The organism is Aquimarina gracilis, assembly GCF_035285365.1.
GTDB classification, from domain to species: domain Bacteria; phylum Bacteroidota; class Bacteroidia; order Flavobacteriales; family Flavobacteriaceae; genus Aquimarina; species Aquimarina gracilis.
Genome location: NZ_JAYKLX010000014.1, coordinates 38674 through 56436, shown reverse-complemented (window position 1 = coordinate 56436; position 17763 = coordinate 38674). Strand labels below are relative to the sequence as shown.

The following is a 17763-nucleotide window of genomic DNA, read 5'->3' as shown; positions in this document are numbered from 1 at the left end:
TATTACGGCAGGTAGCTTTAGCAACCAGGCTACGGTGAGTGCACCAGATCCCTTAAACCCCACGGGTCCACCGATCACGGATGCTTCTGATGATCCGGATGATGGAACCAATGTAGATCCGAACAACGACGGTAGTCCAGATGATGCTACGGTGACCGATTTACGTCAACCGTTGTTGGATATCACCAAGATAGGAATGTTAAGTGATACAAACGGTAATGGTTTTGCTGATGTTGGAGAGGATATTAACTATGCCTTTGTAGTAACTAACACAGGGAATGTTGATATAACGGGAATAAGTATTACTGATGCTAACGCCACTGTTACTCCAACCACAACAATAGACTTAATCGTTGGAGCTAGTGATAGTACAACATACACAGCAGTTCATACACTTACACAAGCGGATATAGATTCAGGTACTTATACAAATCAGGCATTGGTTACAGGACTAGATCATAATGGAATAACCGTTACTGATGCTTCTGATGACCCTAATGATCCTACTAATGTAGATCCAAATAACGATGGTAGTTTTGATGATCCTACAGTAATTAGTATACCTGCAAATCCTTCTATAGCAATAACCAAAGCTGATAATACTCCGGCAGATGGTTCATTTGATACGCTGGGAGAAGTAATTACATATACCATAGAAGTTATAAATACCGGAAATGTAACCCTCTCCAATATAACACTTATAGACCCTATTGCAGATACGATTAGTCCAAATACTATAACAAGTATTGTTCCTGGACAAACAATTACTGTAACTGCGACTCATGTAATAACCCAGACAGATCTTGATTTAGGAAATGTTACCAATGTAGCTAGTGTGACAGCTGAAGACCCTAATGGAACAATAATTACCGATGACTCTGATGATCCCGATACAGTGATACCTGATGATGCTACAGTAACTACAATTGATCAAAACCCAGAGCTGACATTAACAAAACTTGATAACCCTGCACCCGATGGAGCATATGATACAGTTGGTGAGCTGATCACATATACACTTGAGGTAGTAAATACAGGAACCGTAACTCTTACCGATGTAATGGTATCAGATTCCAATGCAGATGCCGGAAGTATTATACCAGCATTGATTCCAACATTGGCCCCAGGAGATAGCGTAACTTTGGTAGCTGAGCATACCATTACACAAGTTGATCTGGATGCAGGAATAGTAATTAATCGAGCAGAAGTTACTGGAGAGGATCCTAATGGAATCCCGGTAACCGATATGTCTGATGACCCTACAACTCCTGATCCCGATGATGCTACAGAAACTGAAACTGGATTGATTACCGAAGGTAGACTAGCAGTTACAAAGGTAGCAGATCCTATAGTATTCGCAGGTGAAGGCGAAATAATTACATATACTATTGTGGTAGAAAATATGGGCACAATAACACTTAGTGACGTTACTGTATTAGACAATAACGCCACTATTATATCCGGTTCTCCAATTGCAACTTTGATTCCTGGAGAAATGGTAACAGTAATAGCAGAACATGTAGTTACTTTAAATGATGTCCTTGCGGGACAAGTTATAAATGTAGCAGAAGTTTCAGGGATAACACCGCTGGGTGATATCATTATTGAAACTTCAGATGATCCTAATAATCCTACAGATATAGATCCCGATGCCGATGGAGATCCTGATGATCAAACTATCAGCTTCATCGATAGCGATGGCGATGGAATTGCGGATCCAAATGATTTGGATGATGATAATGATGGTATTTTGGATGCAGAAGAACAAAACGGAGATCCAAATTTGGATACAGATGGTGATGGTATAGTTGATAGATTGGATTTAGATTCAGATGGCGATGGTGTACTCGATGTATACGAGTCTGGTGTCGATACCTCTGGACTAACAATTTCCCAAGATGGAAGGATAGATGGAATAGTGGGTACAGATGGTATTCCGGATAGTGTTCAGAATATTGGAGAAACAGATGGAGGTACAGTAAACTACCAAGTTCAAGATACCGATGGTGATGGAATCAATGATGCACAAGATGTAGATGACGACAATGATGGGTTACTAACCATTGATGAAAATGCCGACCCTGATGGAAATGGTAACCCAAATGATGCTTTTGATACCGATGGAAATGGAATTCCTGATTACCTTGATCCTAACGTAACCACAGAAGGAGGAGAAGATGGAATAACCGTATTTACTGGATTATCACCAAACGGAGACGGAGTAAATGATGTATTCGTAATTAGTGGGATCGAAAGATTAGAGAATACATTAGAAATTTATAACCGTTGGGGACTTAAAGTGTATGAATCTAAAAACTATGGTAGAGATAACAACTTCTTTAGAGGTATTTCGGAAGGTAGATCTACCATTGAAGAAAAAGATGAATTACCTGTGGGAACCTATTACTATGTGCTAGAATACATACTTGAATCAGGAGAACGCAAGAGCAGAGCAGGATACTTGTACATTAATAGATAAAGGTAAAAACTAAAGTACCCGCGGATCATATATCTGCGGGTTTAATTAAAAAATATTAAATTAGAGCGGATGAAAAGATTATACGCAAAAATTGCTGCATCACTTTTAAGTCTTGTGTTTTATTCTAATTACGCACAGCAAGATGCCCAATACACACAGTATATGTATAATACAATTAGTGTTAATCCAGCTTACGCGGGTAGTCGCGGAGTAATGAGCATTATGGGGTTGCACCGTAGTCAATGGGTGGGGCTTGACGGTGCTCCACGTACACAAACACTTACCTTAAATACACCAATTGGTGATAATGAGAGGTTGGGGCTCGGTTTTTCTGTTGTAAATGATGAAATTGGACCAACCGATGAAACATATTTTGGCATTGATTTTTCATACACAATTCCAACATCAGAAGAAGGGAAACTAAGTTTTGGATTAAAAGGAGGAGGACATTTACTCAATATTGACTTTCAAAGATTAACTCAGTTTAATGCAAATGACAACTTATTTGAAGCCAATATCGATAATAAATTTAGCCCACAAGTTGGAATAGGCGTTTATTACCATACAGATAAATTTTACTTTGGATTAAGTGCGCCTAATTTATTAGAGACTGATCATTTTGATGAGAGTACGACAAGTAGTGATAGTGATGCAATTAGTTTCTTGGCTGAAGAAAGAATTAACTATTACTTAATTACAGGACATGTGTTTGACCTTAGTGACGATGTTAAGTTTAAGCCAGCTGTGCTTGGTAAATTAGTTTTTGGTGCACCGTTACAAGTAGATCTTTCAGCAAATTTTTTGTTGTATGAACGACTTACCTTGGGAGCCGCATATCGATGGAGCGCTGCTGTGACAGGTCAAATTGGTTTCCAGATTTCTGATGCTATGATGATTGGTTTTGCCTATGATCGTGAAACTACAGAGTTAGGGCAATCACAATTTAACGATGGTAGTTATGAAGTAATGCTGCGATTCGAACTCTTTAAAAAATATAATAGAATGTTAACGCCTCGTTTCTTCTAGAAACAATAAAATTTGAACCCAATGAACTTAAAAAACTACGTTGTACACCTATCTTTATGTGTTTTGGTATCCAGTATGATGTACGCTCAGGATAAACGTCTTGAAAAAGCTGATGAGAGTTTTAACCGTTTTGCTTTTGTTGATGCACGTAAAATATATCTCAAGGTGGCTGAAAGTGGCTATGAATCTCTTGATTTATTTAAAAAAATTGGAGATTCATATTATTTCAATGCACAGTTAGAAGAAGCAGTGCCATGGTATGAAAAGCTAACTAATAATTATGCAGAAGAAATAGATCCAGAATATTTGTTCAGATACTCTCAAAGTTTGAAAAGTGTAGAACGCTATGATGAAGCTGATCAAATAATGGAGAAATTCAATACACTAACAGGAAATGATCAAAGAGCAGAGTTTTTTATGAATACTCGAGATTATTTGAAGTTTATCGAAATGCAATCCGGAAAGTTTCGACTCTTAAAACTGAGTGTGAACTCCAAATATTCTGATTATGCTCCTAGCTTCAATAATCAGGGGCAATTAATATTTGCTTCCTCTAGAGGTGGAAGCGGAATGAGTAAAACCGTACACGAATGGAATGAAATGCCTTTTTTAGATTTGTTCGTCTCAGATATGATTCAAACAAATGGAATACTACAAACACCTAAAAAATTAAAAGGGAAAATTAATACAAAGTTTCATGAGTCCTCAACTTCCTTTAGTCAGGACGGAAAGACCGTATATTTTACAAGAAACAATTATACAAAACGTAAGTTGGGATCAAATACCCAGGGAACTATACTTTTAAAAATTTACAGAGCGACCCTAGATGAGGATAAATGGACCAATATTGAAGAGCTACCTTTTAATAGTAACGAATATTCAGTTGCACATCCTGCGTTAAGTGCAGACGGAAAAAAGCTCTATTTTGCTAGTGATATGCCAGATAGCAGGGGACTATCTGACCTATATGTCGTTGATGTACATGAAGATGGAACTTTTGGGAGTCCAACAAATCTTGGGGATAAGATCAATACAGAAGGTAGAGAAACTTTTCCTTATGTAAGTAATTCAGGGCGACTGTATTTTGCCAGTGATGGTCATATCGGTCTTGGAGGATTAGATGTATTTGTAGCTGTTCCAGAAGAAAGTGGAGCTCTTTCAATACCGTATAATGTTGGGAAACCAGTAAATAGCGATGAAGATGATTTTACGTTTGTATTGAATGAAGATACAAAGATTGGATATTTTGCGAGCAATCGTTCCGGTGGAAAAGGAAATGATGATCTTTATAGTTTTAAACAAACTGACGAGTTAATAACTGAATGCAATCAATATGTAACCGGAATTGTCACCGATGCAACCTCAAAAGATAAATTGGTAGAAGCTGAAGTAATTCTGATGGATGATAGAAACAATGAATTACAGCGCACAGTAACCGATAACAAGGGAAGATATAAATTTGACCTCGAATGCGATACTCCATATATTGTAAGGGCAACCAAAGAATCTTATAATCCTACAGAAACAATTCTTGCAACTAATAATGTGTTAGAGTATGAGCACAGTTTGGCCCTTCAACTTACAGAAGGCGGCTTGGCTGGTAAAGAAGTTAAGCCTGGTGATGACCTTGCCAAATTATTACAATTACAAACTATTTATTTTGACCTCAATAAATCTTTCATCAGACCTGATGCAGAGATCGAGCTTCAAAAAATTATTGCTACACTACAACAATATCCCGATATAAAAATAGATGTAAGATCCCATACCGATAGCAGAGCGGATGATTCGTATAATATGAATTTGAGTGAACGTAGAGCAAAGAGTACTATCAAATATATTATAGAAAGAGGAGAGATCGATAAATCCCGTGTCACAGGAAAAGGATATGGAGAAACTAATTTGGTCAACAAATGTGCCAACGATGTAGATTGTAGTGACGAAGAACATCAACTTAACAGGCGAAGTGAATTTATAGTAATTAAATAGTATTTCGGTGATTAACGTATTTGGAAGAAACACTTTTTAAATATAAAAATAAAGTTGTTCTATTTAGCTATCGGATTACTAGGTTGTTACTGTTTTTTTTAACAATTTTTTTACGGCGTTACAATAGAAAATTGATGTTTTTATATGAACAGATTATCGGATAAAATGATCATAAAAATGTTAAATAGATCTTTTTTGTTTAAAAAAAGTAGAATATTCTTACAAATATAAACTTTTCATTCTTAAGTATAATTGATTTTAAGTAATTGTAAATCAGTTACTTGAAAATAATTTGTTATGATGATTAGCAGTGGTTACTTCCTTTTTTATAGATAAATTTTATTTTTATGGTAAAACCATAATAAATATGTGGTGTTACGTCATAAAGATTTAACAAAATGTGATTATCTTTAAACTGTAGTTTTTTGACATAATTAACAATTTATGTTTTAGTATTGAAAGGTCTATTTTCTAACCCCATCTTAAACCTGTCCTTTTTGATATAACAAACATAATACAACAAATAAATTCAGTTTTACTGTAATTGTCTTAGTATTAATGTAGAATTATAGTGATTTGAATAGCTTTAAATATAATATATGTTTATTCCTTTTCTTTGATAAGAATTTTGGGATTAAATAAAAACAACCCCGCAATTTGTGAAACTTTGGCGAGCCAACAAAAGCAGGGTCTGAATAACGATTAATATAATATTAACCATTATGATTGGATCAGTACTTTGTACGTATATTAGTTTTTTACTTTGTCTTCGTAAAATTCTTAATTCTTCTATAGAAAAAACGAATTTTTCTTTTCAGTTTTTTTTACATGCGAAATATAGAAATTCTATTGATCAATTACGGTCTTACCGTAAATTTTTTAAGATTTTCTTAACAAGAATTTTATCATCCAAAAATCATAATCATTTGGTGTTTATCCATTATGAGTATTCAATGTTCTGATAATGAGATTTTTAATTTTTATATGGTTAAGAAAACAGATTATTTCATTCTTTGCCTAGAAAAGTGTAACAAATTGTTTAGAACATAATGATTCATATTACTTACTCAATGCAGGAGTATTTGAGAATTTTTAAAATATAAATCAGTGCCTTTGAAGACTCTGATTAGCAGTACATTTTGACGATGTGTTTACTTTTAAACCCCCTGTTTTTAGGGGTAATTTCAGGGGGTTTTATTTTTGAAACAACGTCACAAAAAATTAAGTATCTGGTAAAATCCAGATAGTTGTAACGATACATTTTGACGATGTGTTTACTTTAATCCCCCTGTTTTTAGGGGTAATTTCAGGGGGTTTTAAATTTATCGTAGCAGATGCATGGTGAAATAGGAGTATTACCAAAACGGGTTAAAATCAATGTTTACGTAAATTGTTTATAGACTTTCTTGTAATAGATGTTAGTCAAGACAAGCTTGCTTTTGATAAACAATATGTTAAGGATTGATAAACCTTTTTTTCATGATGTGGCCAGTAAATAACTTGTCACTTTTTGAGTGTTTTTTTAATTGAATGTAGATTTCGGGAGTGCTGCCTGGGTTTTTATTAATCCGGCGGCACTATTTTATTTAATTAAATCCTATTAGTATTTTAGCGGCTATGATTGATCATAGACTATTAGAATATTTAGAGTCTTTCCTTACTCCAAGAAGGCTTGATTTGTACAAAAAAGTACTATCAAAAAGAACAAATCATTTTACAGTTGCTATAGAAGATGTTTATCAATTGCATAATACAAGCGCCGTGATACGAAGTTGTGATGTTTTTGGTATTCAAAATGTTCATGTCATTGAAGAAGTTAACAGAAAACGAATTGATCGTGAGATAGCAATGGGGGCACAAAAATGGGTCGATGTAAACCGATACCCAACTACCAGGGAGTGCCTTCGAGAGCTTAAAAAAAATGGATATCAAATTGTGGCAACTACACCACATGATGTTTCTATGGCGTTAACAGATTTTGATATAACCAAACCCTCAGCTTTTTTCTTTGGTCGGGAACAACAGGGACTTAGTGAAGTAGTACTCGAGGAAGCAGATTGTAGATTGCACATTCCAATGGTTGGTTTTACTGAAAGTCTTAATATATCGGTTTCGGCAGCGATAATTTTACAACACGTTACATCAGAATTGAGAAAAACTTCAATAGATTGGAAGTTGTCTGAAGAGGAAATGCTGGAAAAACGTTTCGATTGGACCAAGAAAGTCCTTAAAAGCCATGAACAAATTATTGCACGATACGAGCAAAATAAGTAAATTACTAAAAAAATAGCAAGTAGTATGGTTATTTGGTTCGAAATACCGGTTGTTAATATGGATAGGGCAAAGGCTTTTTATGAAAAGGTTTTTAATATTCAGATAAGTTTACATAAAATGGAAGGTATTGAAATGGGTTGGTTTCCTAATAATAATGAAACGGGTGTAGCGACAGGTACTTTGATAAATGCTGGAGACCACTATAAACCTAGTGATGATGGTGTGTTGGTGTATTTTTCCTGCCAAGATGTTGCAAATGAAATTGGTAGAGTAGAAGAGGCAGGGGGAAAAGTTGTTTCAGCCAAAAAGCAAATATCTGAAAGTCATGGTTATATGGCCTACTTCATAGATTCTGAAGGAAACAGAATCGCATTACATTCTTCAAAATAAATTGTTCTTACTTTCTGTCAAGAATTTTGTATTCTTCATAGCATTCACTTATGGCGTCCAAAATCTGAAGGTCATTTGCAAATTTTATGAAGTCTGTAGAATAGTTACAATTCCTTAAAATTTCATCAATATCCAAACGTTCAACTTGTAAAAGAGCCATAAGTGTCTCTCGATCAAACTTGGTTTCAAGTAGATTCCGGATTTCGTCATCCTTTTTCATTTTGCGTAACTTCCGGAGTTCTTTAGATCGTTTACTGAATATGTTGTAAAGAAAATCGGCCGGATTAAAGATAGCTCCCAATACTTTATTTACAGCACCAGGTTGTCTGTTTCCTCCTTCATATCCTGTGTTTAGACCAGAGATGCTATATCTGTAATTGTTATATACAGGGATTCTCTTTGCGTCAATTTCGAGATATCCAGTTAGTTGTACATCTGCTACAACAACTTCTTCAAGGGCAATACCGAGTTCGGTCATTTTAATTTTAACCTCTCCAAACTTGATCCAGTCATTTGTTACTCGCACTCTTAGGGGTTTGTATCCTATGTATGAAAAATACAAAGTATCGTTTACTTTTGCCTGAATTGTAAAATCCCCTTCATTGTTGGTAATAGTACCAATTACCTGGGTAAGGTTTACAATATGAACATTTTCAAGTTTTTGATCGGTTGATGCATTAAGAACCTTTCCTGAAACCGTTTCTTCTTGGGCATAAGCAGTTATGCCAAGTATAAGTAATATGTATAATAATTTTTTCTTCATACAATAATATGACGTTCAATATATATTAAGATAACATAAAAATCGCGCCAAAAATCATATTACTATGTTAATTAATATATGATTTATCTACGATCACTACGTTTTCTGCGATCTCTTCTTTTGTTTCCGCTGTCTCGATGGTCTTTGCCAGAGTCAAAATGTTTTCTGCCTTTGGGCTTAAAACCTTCGCTTCTTCTTTTTCCTTTAAAGCCACCGTTACCGTCTCGACGACGTTTTCCACCTCTTCTACCGCCAGAGCCTTTAGAAATCTCAACGTTTACTTTACGCCCCTCCATTTTGAAATCTTCAAAAATAGTAAGAACTCTCTCCTGATACTCGGCACTGGTATTAAAAAATGAGAAACTCTCTTTTACATCTACACGGCTTAAAGAATCACTTCCTAATTCTAATACTTCTTTAAGGAAATCCTTAAGAGTCATCCAATCGAATCCGTCTCGTTCCCCTACATTAATAAAGTATCGAACACTTCCATCTCCGCCAGAATCTCTTCCTCCGTCTCCAGCTGTCGCATTTAGATCTCTTGCATTTTTGTAGTAATTATGGAAACGTGAAAACTCAACAGAAAAGAATTTTTTGATCAATTCTTCTTTTGTAAATTCTTCTAAAACTTCATTTATCGATGGAAGATATGTATCTATTTCGTGGTTAATTTCAGCTTTTGCGATATCACTTGCCAAATGAAACAATTGTACTTGACATATTTCTTCTCCATTAGGAATTTCTTTTCTTTCGAAACTCTTTTTTATAATTCGTTCTACCGACTTTATTTTTCTAATTTCACTTTTGGAAACGATGACCATGGAAACGCCACTTTTCCCGGCACGGCCAGTTCTTCCGCTGCGGTGGGTATAAGTTTCTATTTCATCGGGAAGTTGATAATTGATAACATGAGTAACATCATCTACATCAATTCCGCGAGCTGCCACATCTGTTGCTACCAACATTTGTATTTGTCGATTTCTAAAACTTTTCATGACCAAATCACGTTGATTTTGACTTAAATCACCATGCAAAGCAGCAGCATTATATCCATCTCCTATGAGGTTTTCGGCAACTTTTTGAGTATCTCTTTTGGTGCGACAAAAGACAACAGAAAATATATCGGGATTGGCGTCTGCCAGGCGTTTTAAGGCCGCGTATCGATCACGAGAGTTAACTACATAATATTCATGAGAAACGTTCTTAGAACCTGTGTTTTTATGCCCAACAGTGATCTCAAGAGGGTTTTGCATAAAGCGTTTTGCAATAGTGGCAACCTCTTTAGGCATTGTTGCCGAAAATAGCCAAGTATTTTTATCTTCGGGAGTATGGGATAGAATCGCATTGATGTCTTCATAGAACCCCATGTTTAGCATTTCATCGGCTTCATCCAAAACGCAATAACCAATATTACTAATATCAACCATTTTACGATTGATCATATCTTGCATACGTCCAGGAGTAGCAACAACTATTTGCGCTCCACGTTTTATTTGCTTGGCTTGCTCTGTAATACTGGCTCCACCATAAATAGCTACTGTATTAAGCCCCGGAATAAATTTTGAGTAGTTTTTAAGCTCATTGGTTATTTGTAGACAGAGTTCTCTGGTAGGAGAAAGGATAAGTCCTTGTGTAATTCTACTTTTGCTATCAATTTTCTCGATTAAAGGAAATCCAAAAGCAGCTGTTTTTCCTGTTCCGGTTTGTGCCAAGGCTACAATGTCGGTATCCTTATCTAGTAAAACAGGAATGGCCTTTTCTTGTACTTCACTTGGGGTTTCAAACCCCATTTCGATCACCGCCTTTATAATGGCTTCACCTAGGCCTAACTCTTCAAATTTGTTCATATAGTAAAAATAAGCCGCAAAGGTACGGTTTATTATTTGTCTATTACAATAACGAGGTAGTTATTATCATGTTGCAGTATATTGCACCGAAATTAAGAATCGAAATTTGTTTATTATTTGCTATCCAGGTAATCTGTTACTTTACTATTTCGATCTCAAAAAGTTTGTTCCAGTTCTTTCCTGTTACAAACAATTGTTTGGTGTCTGCCTTATAGGCGATACCATTTAAAACATCTAGATCATCATGACGAGAAACTTTGTTTCGTAAGCCAGATAGGTCGATTACGGCTTCTAAGGCTCCATTTTTAGGGTTAATTATAGCAATTCCATCTTTTTGCCAGGTATTTGCATATATTTTACCTTCTACCCATTCTAATTCGTTAAACTTTGATTTTACTCCTTTATTTGTGGTAACTTCTATATAATCCTTTTCGGCAAGTGTTGTAGCATCGAGTGTCCATATTTTTTTGGTGCCATCACTTTTATAGATGTGTTTACCATCGTTACATAATCCCCAGCCTTCTTTACTATTATTATAGGCAAAACCACCTATTTTTTCTAGGGTACTTAGGTCATAAATAAACCCTTCTTTTGATTGCCATGTTAATTGAAAGATTTTATTGTCTAGAATGGTAATTCCTTCAGCAAAAAATTGTTTTGGGATATCTTTCTTGATCAGGATTTCACCGGTTTTGTAGTTTATTTTTCGCAATGTGGATTTACCTTTGTGTCCTGTGCTTTCATACAAAGTGTCACCGTAAAACTCTAATCCTTGCGTAAAAGCATTTCTATCATGTGGGTATTCTGCAACAATTTTGTATTTATATAATTTAGGCGCGACGTTGTTAAGAAAGACTATTTTTTTTGTAATCGTGTCAATATTCCCATCATAAAAAACCTGAGCAGTGAGGATATGAGTTCCTAATTTCTCATTATCTATTTTTTCATTGTAGACAAATTTATCATTGGCTCTGATTCGTTTATTATTGAGTATATATGCAACAGAGTCAATTTTGAGATTTTGATTGTTTTTTATGGATGCTTTTATGGTTTCTCCTAGCTTAAATATGGTCTGATTATTCTCTGTAACTATAGAAAAGTATTTTTTTTTCTTACTTTGATTGCTTCCACAAGAAAAAAGTAATGTGCTTAAAATAATGATGACGAAGGAGTTACGAATATTCATTTTGGTAATTAAATTTTGAAGCAAGATATTTATTTTAATTGGCTTTGAAAAATGATTGTAATATTAACTAAAGGTTGTATCTTTGCACCCGGCAAGTCCTACACAACCAGCTCCTGTTGAATCCTCCAGGGCGGGAACGCAGCAAAGGTAAATGGTCGTAGCGGTGTGATGTAGGTAGCTTGCCTTTTTTTGTACCCAATAGTTATCTGCATATTTTTGATTTCTTATTAATAATTCAAAGATCTTTAGTCAAAATTCGCAAATCATAATTGTATATTTGCGACCATGAATACAGAAAATAATACTACTGTAGTTTTAATTACCGGGGGCTCTTCGGGCATAGGAAAATCAATTGGGACATTTTTGGCAAATAAAGGGTATATTGTATATGGTACTAGTCGTAATCCTTCAAAATTTGATGATTTCCAGCCATTTCGGCTCTTGCAATTAGATGTTGCAGATACCAAAACAATAGAATCTGCAGTAAATGAAATTGCAGAAAAACACGGTAGATTGGACATTTTGATCAATAATGCTGGGGCAGGGATTATGGGAGCAATTGAAGAAGTACCACATGATGAAATCCTAAAGAATTTTACTACAAATTATTTTGGACCTATTAACGTAACAAAGGCTGTTTTACCTTTAATGCGTAAACAAGGGAATGGATTGATAATCAATGTTACTTCTATTGCCGGTTATATGGGATTGCCTTACCGCGGAATTTATAGCGCATCAAAAGCAGCTCTTGAAATTACAACCGAGGCTTGGCGTATGGAGTTGAAGAGTTTTAATATTGAAATGACCAATGTAGCACCAGGGGATTTTGCAACCAATATAGCTGCAGGACGATATCATGCACCAATTCTTGAAGGTTCTCCGTATGAACAATCTTATGGAGATGCTTTAAAATTAATGAATGAACATGTTGATGCAGGAAGTGATCCCCAGGAAATGGCAAAAGTGGTTTATAATATTATTAAGACGAAAAAACCAAAAGTGCATTATAAAGTAGGAGCGTTTATGCAAAAATTTTCAATTGTATTAAAACGTATTCTACCTGATAAAGTATATGAAAAACTATTAATGAATCATTATCAAATTAAATAAACACAACAAAATGAAATTTTTTATCGACACAGCAAATCTTGACCAAATTAAAGAAGCGCAGGACCTAGGTGTATTAGACGGAGTAACTACAAACCCTTCTTTGATGGCAAAAGAGGGTATTACCGGTAAAGAAAATATTATTAATCATTATAAAAAGATATGTGAGATTGTTACTGGAGATGTTAGTGCAGAAGTAATTGCTACAGATTATGAGGGGATTATCAAAGAAGGAGAGGAGTTGGCAAAACTTCATGATCAAATTATAGTAAAAGTTCCTATGATCAAAGATGGTGTAAAAGCTATCAAGTACTTTAGTGATAAAGGAATTAAAACTAATTGTACTTTGGTGTTTTCGCCAGGGCAAGCGATACTGGCAGCAAAAGCAGGTGCGACATATGTTTCGCCATTTATTGGAAGATTGGATGATATCTCTACAGATGGGCTTAATTTGATTGCCGAAATAAGAATGATTTATGATAATTACGGGTTTAATACTCAAATTTTGGCAGCTTCAGTTAGGCATACAATGCATGTAATTGATTGTGCAAAAATAGGTGCAGATGTAATGACAGGTCCTCTGTCTTCGATTGAAGGATTGTTAAAACATCCTTTAACTGATATTGGATTAGCCAAATTTCTGGCAGATTATAAAAAAGGAAACTAAATAATTGTAATTATTTTAAAGAAGAGCTACTTTTTGACTAAAGAGTAGCTTTTTTTATTTGCGATACTTGCTAATCTCGAATATTTCATAAGTTGTTTCTCAAGTTTAGAAGAAAACAATTCTGCCATGGCGTTTATAATTTTTCCTTCATGATCAACAAGAATTACTTTATCACGATTGTAAATCACAAGTTCTTCTGAAGAACATTTGGGATATTTAAATTCATATTCTTTTCCTAAATTGTAATGGTGTCGTTTGATTGTTTTTAACCAGTTTTTTGTTTGTTCATCATCTGTATTAATGGCAATAAAATCAATTTCGGGATACAAGGCATTTAGGTAAGAAGCTTTTTTATGTGCTTTTATAAAGTGATCTTTTCTATCCATTGACCAAAAATATAAAGCAGTAATGGGTTTGTTAAAGAGTGATGAAAGTTTAATAATTTCTCCATTCGCTGTAATGAGATCCTGATCTGGAAGATGATTACTGGGTCTAAGCCTGGATATTGATCGATATAATCTTCTTAATTCTTTTTGCGACTTTTTATTAGAACTTACAGACAGGTAATGTTTCAATACTTTGTTAGAACTATAATCATTTTTACTTTCCAGAAGAAAATTGGTGGTAACACGTCTCAATAAATTATTTTTAATGTAGGGGTTTTGTACCAAACTGTCTACCAAGTCTAACTTATAAACAGTACTTCCTATTTTTCCTTTATACCGAGAGAACTCATTGTTATAGTCGGTAAGCGAGGAATTTGTAAAGTAATAATTAAGGTATCTATTGTATGAGTATAAACGCTTTAACTCATCATCATTAAAATCAACACTCCTTCGGTAATCGAAAAAAGACTCTGGGAGATCCTTTGCAGCATCCAATCCACCAATTCCATAACGACTATGAAAATATAATTCATGCCTGGTAAAATAATCAAACATAAAACTCGCGTACGAAGTCTTTTTAGCCAATGGGCTCAAAGTATATTTATTTACAAGTTTTTCGTAGGCATTTAATTTGCTTCTTAGCAAAGAATCTTGTTTTCTTTTAAAATAAGCTGGGGATAATTGTAGTTCACTTCTTCTTAATTTTTCCCTTTCTTCTTCATTTTGGAGGTACATGTCTATTAAGAAGTTGTTTTTTCTTGCCCCATCCCCTGTAAAAACAAGAGATTCATCGAACTCCAGCGTATTTAATCGAATTAAAATACTGTCACCTTTTTCTAAAAGAACAATTTGATTTTCGGGATTATGTCTAAAGAAGTAAAGGCCATCATCAATATCTTCTAGTTTATGAAGAAACCTATTGTTCCTATCTAATTGAATGGTGTCGTTTACTCCGTTTTCTTTATATAGAATAACATAATTCGTATTGGGATTTACAATTTCTCCTCCAAAATAAGTGTATTCTCTTGTCGTTTTTTGAAGGTCATTACAACCACAAAAAAAATAACACAGAAAAGATACTTGAACAAGATATGTTAATGAAGAAAATCGCATTTTGGGAACGGTAATTAACTAAATTGTTTTGCCCAAAAGTAACGGGAAACCATTGTTACACTTGTTAATTATACGTTAATTCTTTAGATATTAGCATATTATTATAAGTCTCGTTTTACAATTTTATGTTCTCAAAATAAGATTATGCAATATGTATTCAAATTAATCGTAGATTTCTTCTAGTTCTAGATGCAATTGTCTACTTTTGCGGCAAATTCAAATTTTACAACTTTTTTAATCATGTTATCAGTTTCTAATTTATCGGTTCAATTTGGTAAACGAGTGCTTTTTGATGAAGTAAATACTTCATTTACGCAGGGTAATTGTTATGGGATTATTGGCGCTAATGGTGCAGGAAAGTCCACTTTTTTAAAGATACTTTCAGGAACGTTGGAAGCTACTTCCGGACATGTTCATTTAGAGCCGGGAAAACGTATGTCGGTTTTAGAACAAAATCACTACGCCTATGACGAATATACTGTGCTTGAGGCAGTAATTATGGGTAATAAACCCCTTTATAAGATTAAAAAAGAAATTGATGCGCTTTATGCAGATTACACCGATGAAAATGCCGAAAAGATAGGAGAGCTTCAAGTTCAATTTGAAGAAATGAATGGTTGGAATGCAGATAGCGATGCTGCTGCCATGTTATCTAACCTTGGTATTAAAGAGGATTTGCATTATACTCAAATGTCAGATCTCGATACCAAACAACGTGTGCGTGTATTATTGGCACAGTGTCTTTTTGGTAGCCCCGATGTTTTGATCATGGATGAGCCTACAAACGACTTGGATTATGAAACAATTTCGTGGTTAGAGGATTTCTTGTCAAATTATGAAAATACGGTTATTGTGGTTTCTCACGACCGTCACTTTTTGGATGCCGTATGTACTCATATTTCTGATATTGATTTTGGAAAAATTAACCATTACAGTGGTAACTATACTTTCTGGTATGAGTCATCACAGTTGGCGGCAAGACAAAGAGCGCAACAAAACAAAAAAGCTGAAGAAAAGAAAAAGGAACTACAGGAGTTCATCGCTAGATTTAGCGCCAATGTTGCTAAGTCTAAACAAGCCACATCTCGTAAAAAAATGATCGAGAAACTTAATATCGAAGATATTAAACCTTCCAGCCGTCGTTATCCCGCTATCATTTTTGAAAGAGATAGAGAAGCAGGAGATCAGATCTTAAATGTAGAAGGCCTAGAGGCTAGTCTTGAAGGCGAAACATTATTTAAGGGTATAGATATAAACCTTGCCAAAGGTGATAAAGTTGTTGTTTTCTCTAAAGATTCGAGAGCAACAACTGCTTTTTATCAAATTCTGAATGATAAACAAAAAGCTGATTCTGGTAAGCATTCCTGGGGAATCACAACCACACAGTCTTATTTGCCAGCAGACAATAGCGAGTATTTTCAAAATGACTTAACGTTGGTAGATTGGTTACGCCAATGGGCAACTACCGAAGAAGAACGTGAAGAAGTCTTTATTAGAGGATTTTTGGGAAAAATGATCTTTAGTGGTGAAGAAGCTTTGAAGAAATCGAATGTACTATCGGGTGGAGAAAAAGTACGTTGTATGCTTTCTAAAATGATGATGACCAGAGCGAATGTATTGATGTTGGATGAACCGACGAACCATTTGGATCTTGAATCGATTACAGCGTTTAATAATTCACTTAAGAAGTTTAAAGGAACTGTATTGTTTACTACACACGATCATGAATTTGCCCAGACAGTGGCCAATCGTGTCATCGAATTAACGCCCAACGGAGTTATCGATAGGTATACTACCTTTGATGAGTATATGAATGATGCAAAAATCAAAGACTTGAGAGATAAAATGTATGCTGTTAATGTATAAGGAGCAAATACTATTTGATAAATATAAATCCCGCCTTTGCGGGATTTTTTATTTCATAAGACCTTCAAATTTTAGAAACATATAATCTTTTATTGTCGACTCTAACGTTTCTTTGCTATTCGAGAAAAAAGCATCATCTGTAATTAACTGTAAAATGAAATACTGATCTAGTTTAATCATTAGATCGACAGAAATAGGTTTAAAAAGATTGTTTTTTATTCCATAAACATAAAATTGTCTTAGGTCTTCCAAAAGATCTTGCATGAAATCCTCGATGATTTTCCAGGCTGTTGGATAATGTTTCTGTAATTGCTTTAAATAAAAAGCTGATATGTCTTTTGCGCCCTCGGTAAGAATGGTGGCAAGCGTTTCATATTCATAATTAAGTTGTAAAATTTCCGAAGTTATTTCATTTTTATAATCATACAAACGATTAATTCTTACCTGCGTTATGTATTCGAATACTTCTTCCTTGGTTGTGAAGTATTCATAAATAGTAGATTTACTTTTATTCATTAATAGGGCAAGGTCATCCATAGTAAGATTTCCAAGGTCGGTACGTTTCAATTTTGGTAGTATGGCCTGTGTCCATTGTTCAACCTTTTTACTTTTTTCCTTTCTTTTTTTGGCAATAGATTTTCTTCCCATTCTTGGTATTTAATTAAAAGCG

13 protein-coding genes and 1 other RNA gene are annotated in these 17763 nt (G+C 34.6%); 9 read left to right on the top strand and 5 right to left on the bottom strand.

Going from position 1 to position 17763, the window contains the following annotated elements:
- The 5 genes from U6A24_RS23100 to U6A24_RS23080 form a co-directional block, all read left to right on the top strand.
- A partial coding sequence (locus tag U6A24_RS23100) for a DUF7507 domain-containing protein (protein ID WP_324182402.1) occupies positions 1-2479 on the top strand: 2479 nt, incomplete at its 5' end.
- Positions 2480-2548: 69 nt separating this feature from the next.
- The gene (locus U6A24_RS23095; RefSeq protein WP_324182401.1) at positions 2549-3505 is read left to right on the top strand and encodes a PorP/SprF family type IX secretion system membrane protein; all 957 of its coding nucleotides are present in this window, start codon (positions 2549-2551) and stop codon (positions 3503-3505) included.
- Between the two features lie 21 nt (positions 3506-3526).
- Entirely contained in the window at positions 3527-5494 is a 1968-nt protein-coding gene (locus U6A24_RS23090) for an OmpA family protein (protein ID WP_324182400.1), read from the top strand.
- A gap of 1617 nt (positions 5495-7111) precedes the next feature.
- Entirely contained in the window at positions 7112-7768 is a 657-nt protein-coding gene (locus U6A24_RS23085) for a TrmH family RNA methyltransferase (RefSeq protein ID WP_324182399.1), read from the top strand.
- Between the two features lie 24 nt (positions 7769-7792).
- Positions 7793-8158, top strand: coding sequence for a VOC family protein (locus U6A24_RS23080; protein ID WP_324182398.1), 366 nt, complete (start codon positions 7793-7795; stop codon positions 8156-8158).
- 7 nt (positions 8159-8165) lie between these two features.
- Here U6A24_RS23080 and U6A24_RS23075 read toward each other — a convergent pair whose 3' ends face one another.
- The 3 genes from U6A24_RS23075 to U6A24_RS23065 form a co-directional block, all read right to left on the bottom strand.
- Complete coding sequence (locus U6A24_RS23075) at positions 8166-8921, bottom strand: carboxypeptidase-like regulatory domain-containing protein (protein WP_324182397.1); 756 nt, start codon at positions 8919-8921, stop codon at positions 8166-8168.
- An 83-nt stretch (positions 8922-9004) separates the two neighbouring features.
- Entirely contained in the window at positions 9005-10768 is a 1764-nt protein-coding gene (locus U6A24_RS23070) for a DEAD/DEAH box helicase (protein WP_324182396.1), read from the bottom strand.
- A 136-nt stretch (positions 10769-10904) separates the two neighbouring features.
- Entirely contained in the window at positions 10905-11954 is a 1050-nt protein-coding gene (locus tag U6A24_RS23065; protein ID WP_324182395.1) for a glutaminyl-peptide cyclotransferase, read from the bottom strand.
- Positions 11955-12043: 89 nt separating this feature from the next.
- Between U6A24_RS23065 and ffs the strand changes: the two genes are divergently transcribed.
- The 3 genes from ffs (at position 12044) to fsa (ending at position 13728) form a co-directional block, all read left to right on the top strand.
- An RNA gene (gene ffs, locus U6A24_RS23060) (signal recognition particle sRNA small type) lies at positions 12044-12142 on the top strand.
- Between the two features lie 97 nt (positions 12143-12239).
- Positions 12240-13064: an SDR family oxidoreductase gene (locus U6A24_RS23055; RefSeq protein WP_324182394.1), complete on the top strand. Its 825-nt coding sequence runs from the start codon at positions 12240-12242 to the stop codon at positions 13062-13064.
- Between the two features lie 10 nt (positions 13065-13074).
- A complete protein-coding gene (gene fsa / locus U6A24_RS23050; RefSeq protein ID WP_324182393.1) occupies positions 13075-13728 on the top strand; it encodes a fructose-6-phosphate aldolase in 654 nt (217 codons plus the stop codon).
- Positions 13729-13754: 26 nt separating this feature from the next.
- Here the strand turns inward: fsa and U6A24_RS23045 are convergent, their stop codons facing one another.
- Positions 13755-15227, bottom strand: coding sequence for a TlpA family protein disulfide reductase (locus U6A24_RS23045; RefSeq protein WP_324182392.1), 1473 nt, complete (start codon positions 15225-15227; stop codon positions 13755-13757).
- A gap of 240 nt (positions 15228-15467) precedes the next feature.
- Between U6A24_RS23045 and U6A24_RS23040 the strand changes: the two genes are divergently transcribed.
- Positions 15468-17093, top strand: a complete 1626-nt coding sequence (locus tag U6A24_RS23040) for an ABC-F family ATP-binding cassette domain-containing protein (RefSeq protein WP_324182391.1) — start codon at positions 15468-15470, stop codon at positions 17091-17093.
- A 48-nt stretch (positions 17094-17141) separates the two neighbouring features.
- Here U6A24_RS23040 and U6A24_RS23035 read toward each other — a convergent pair whose 3' ends face one another.
- Entirely contained in the window at positions 17142-17741 is a 600-nt protein-coding gene (locus U6A24_RS23035) for a TetR/AcrR family transcriptional regulator (protein WP_324182390.1), read from the bottom strand.
- Positions 17742-17763 lie beyond the last annotated feature (22 nt).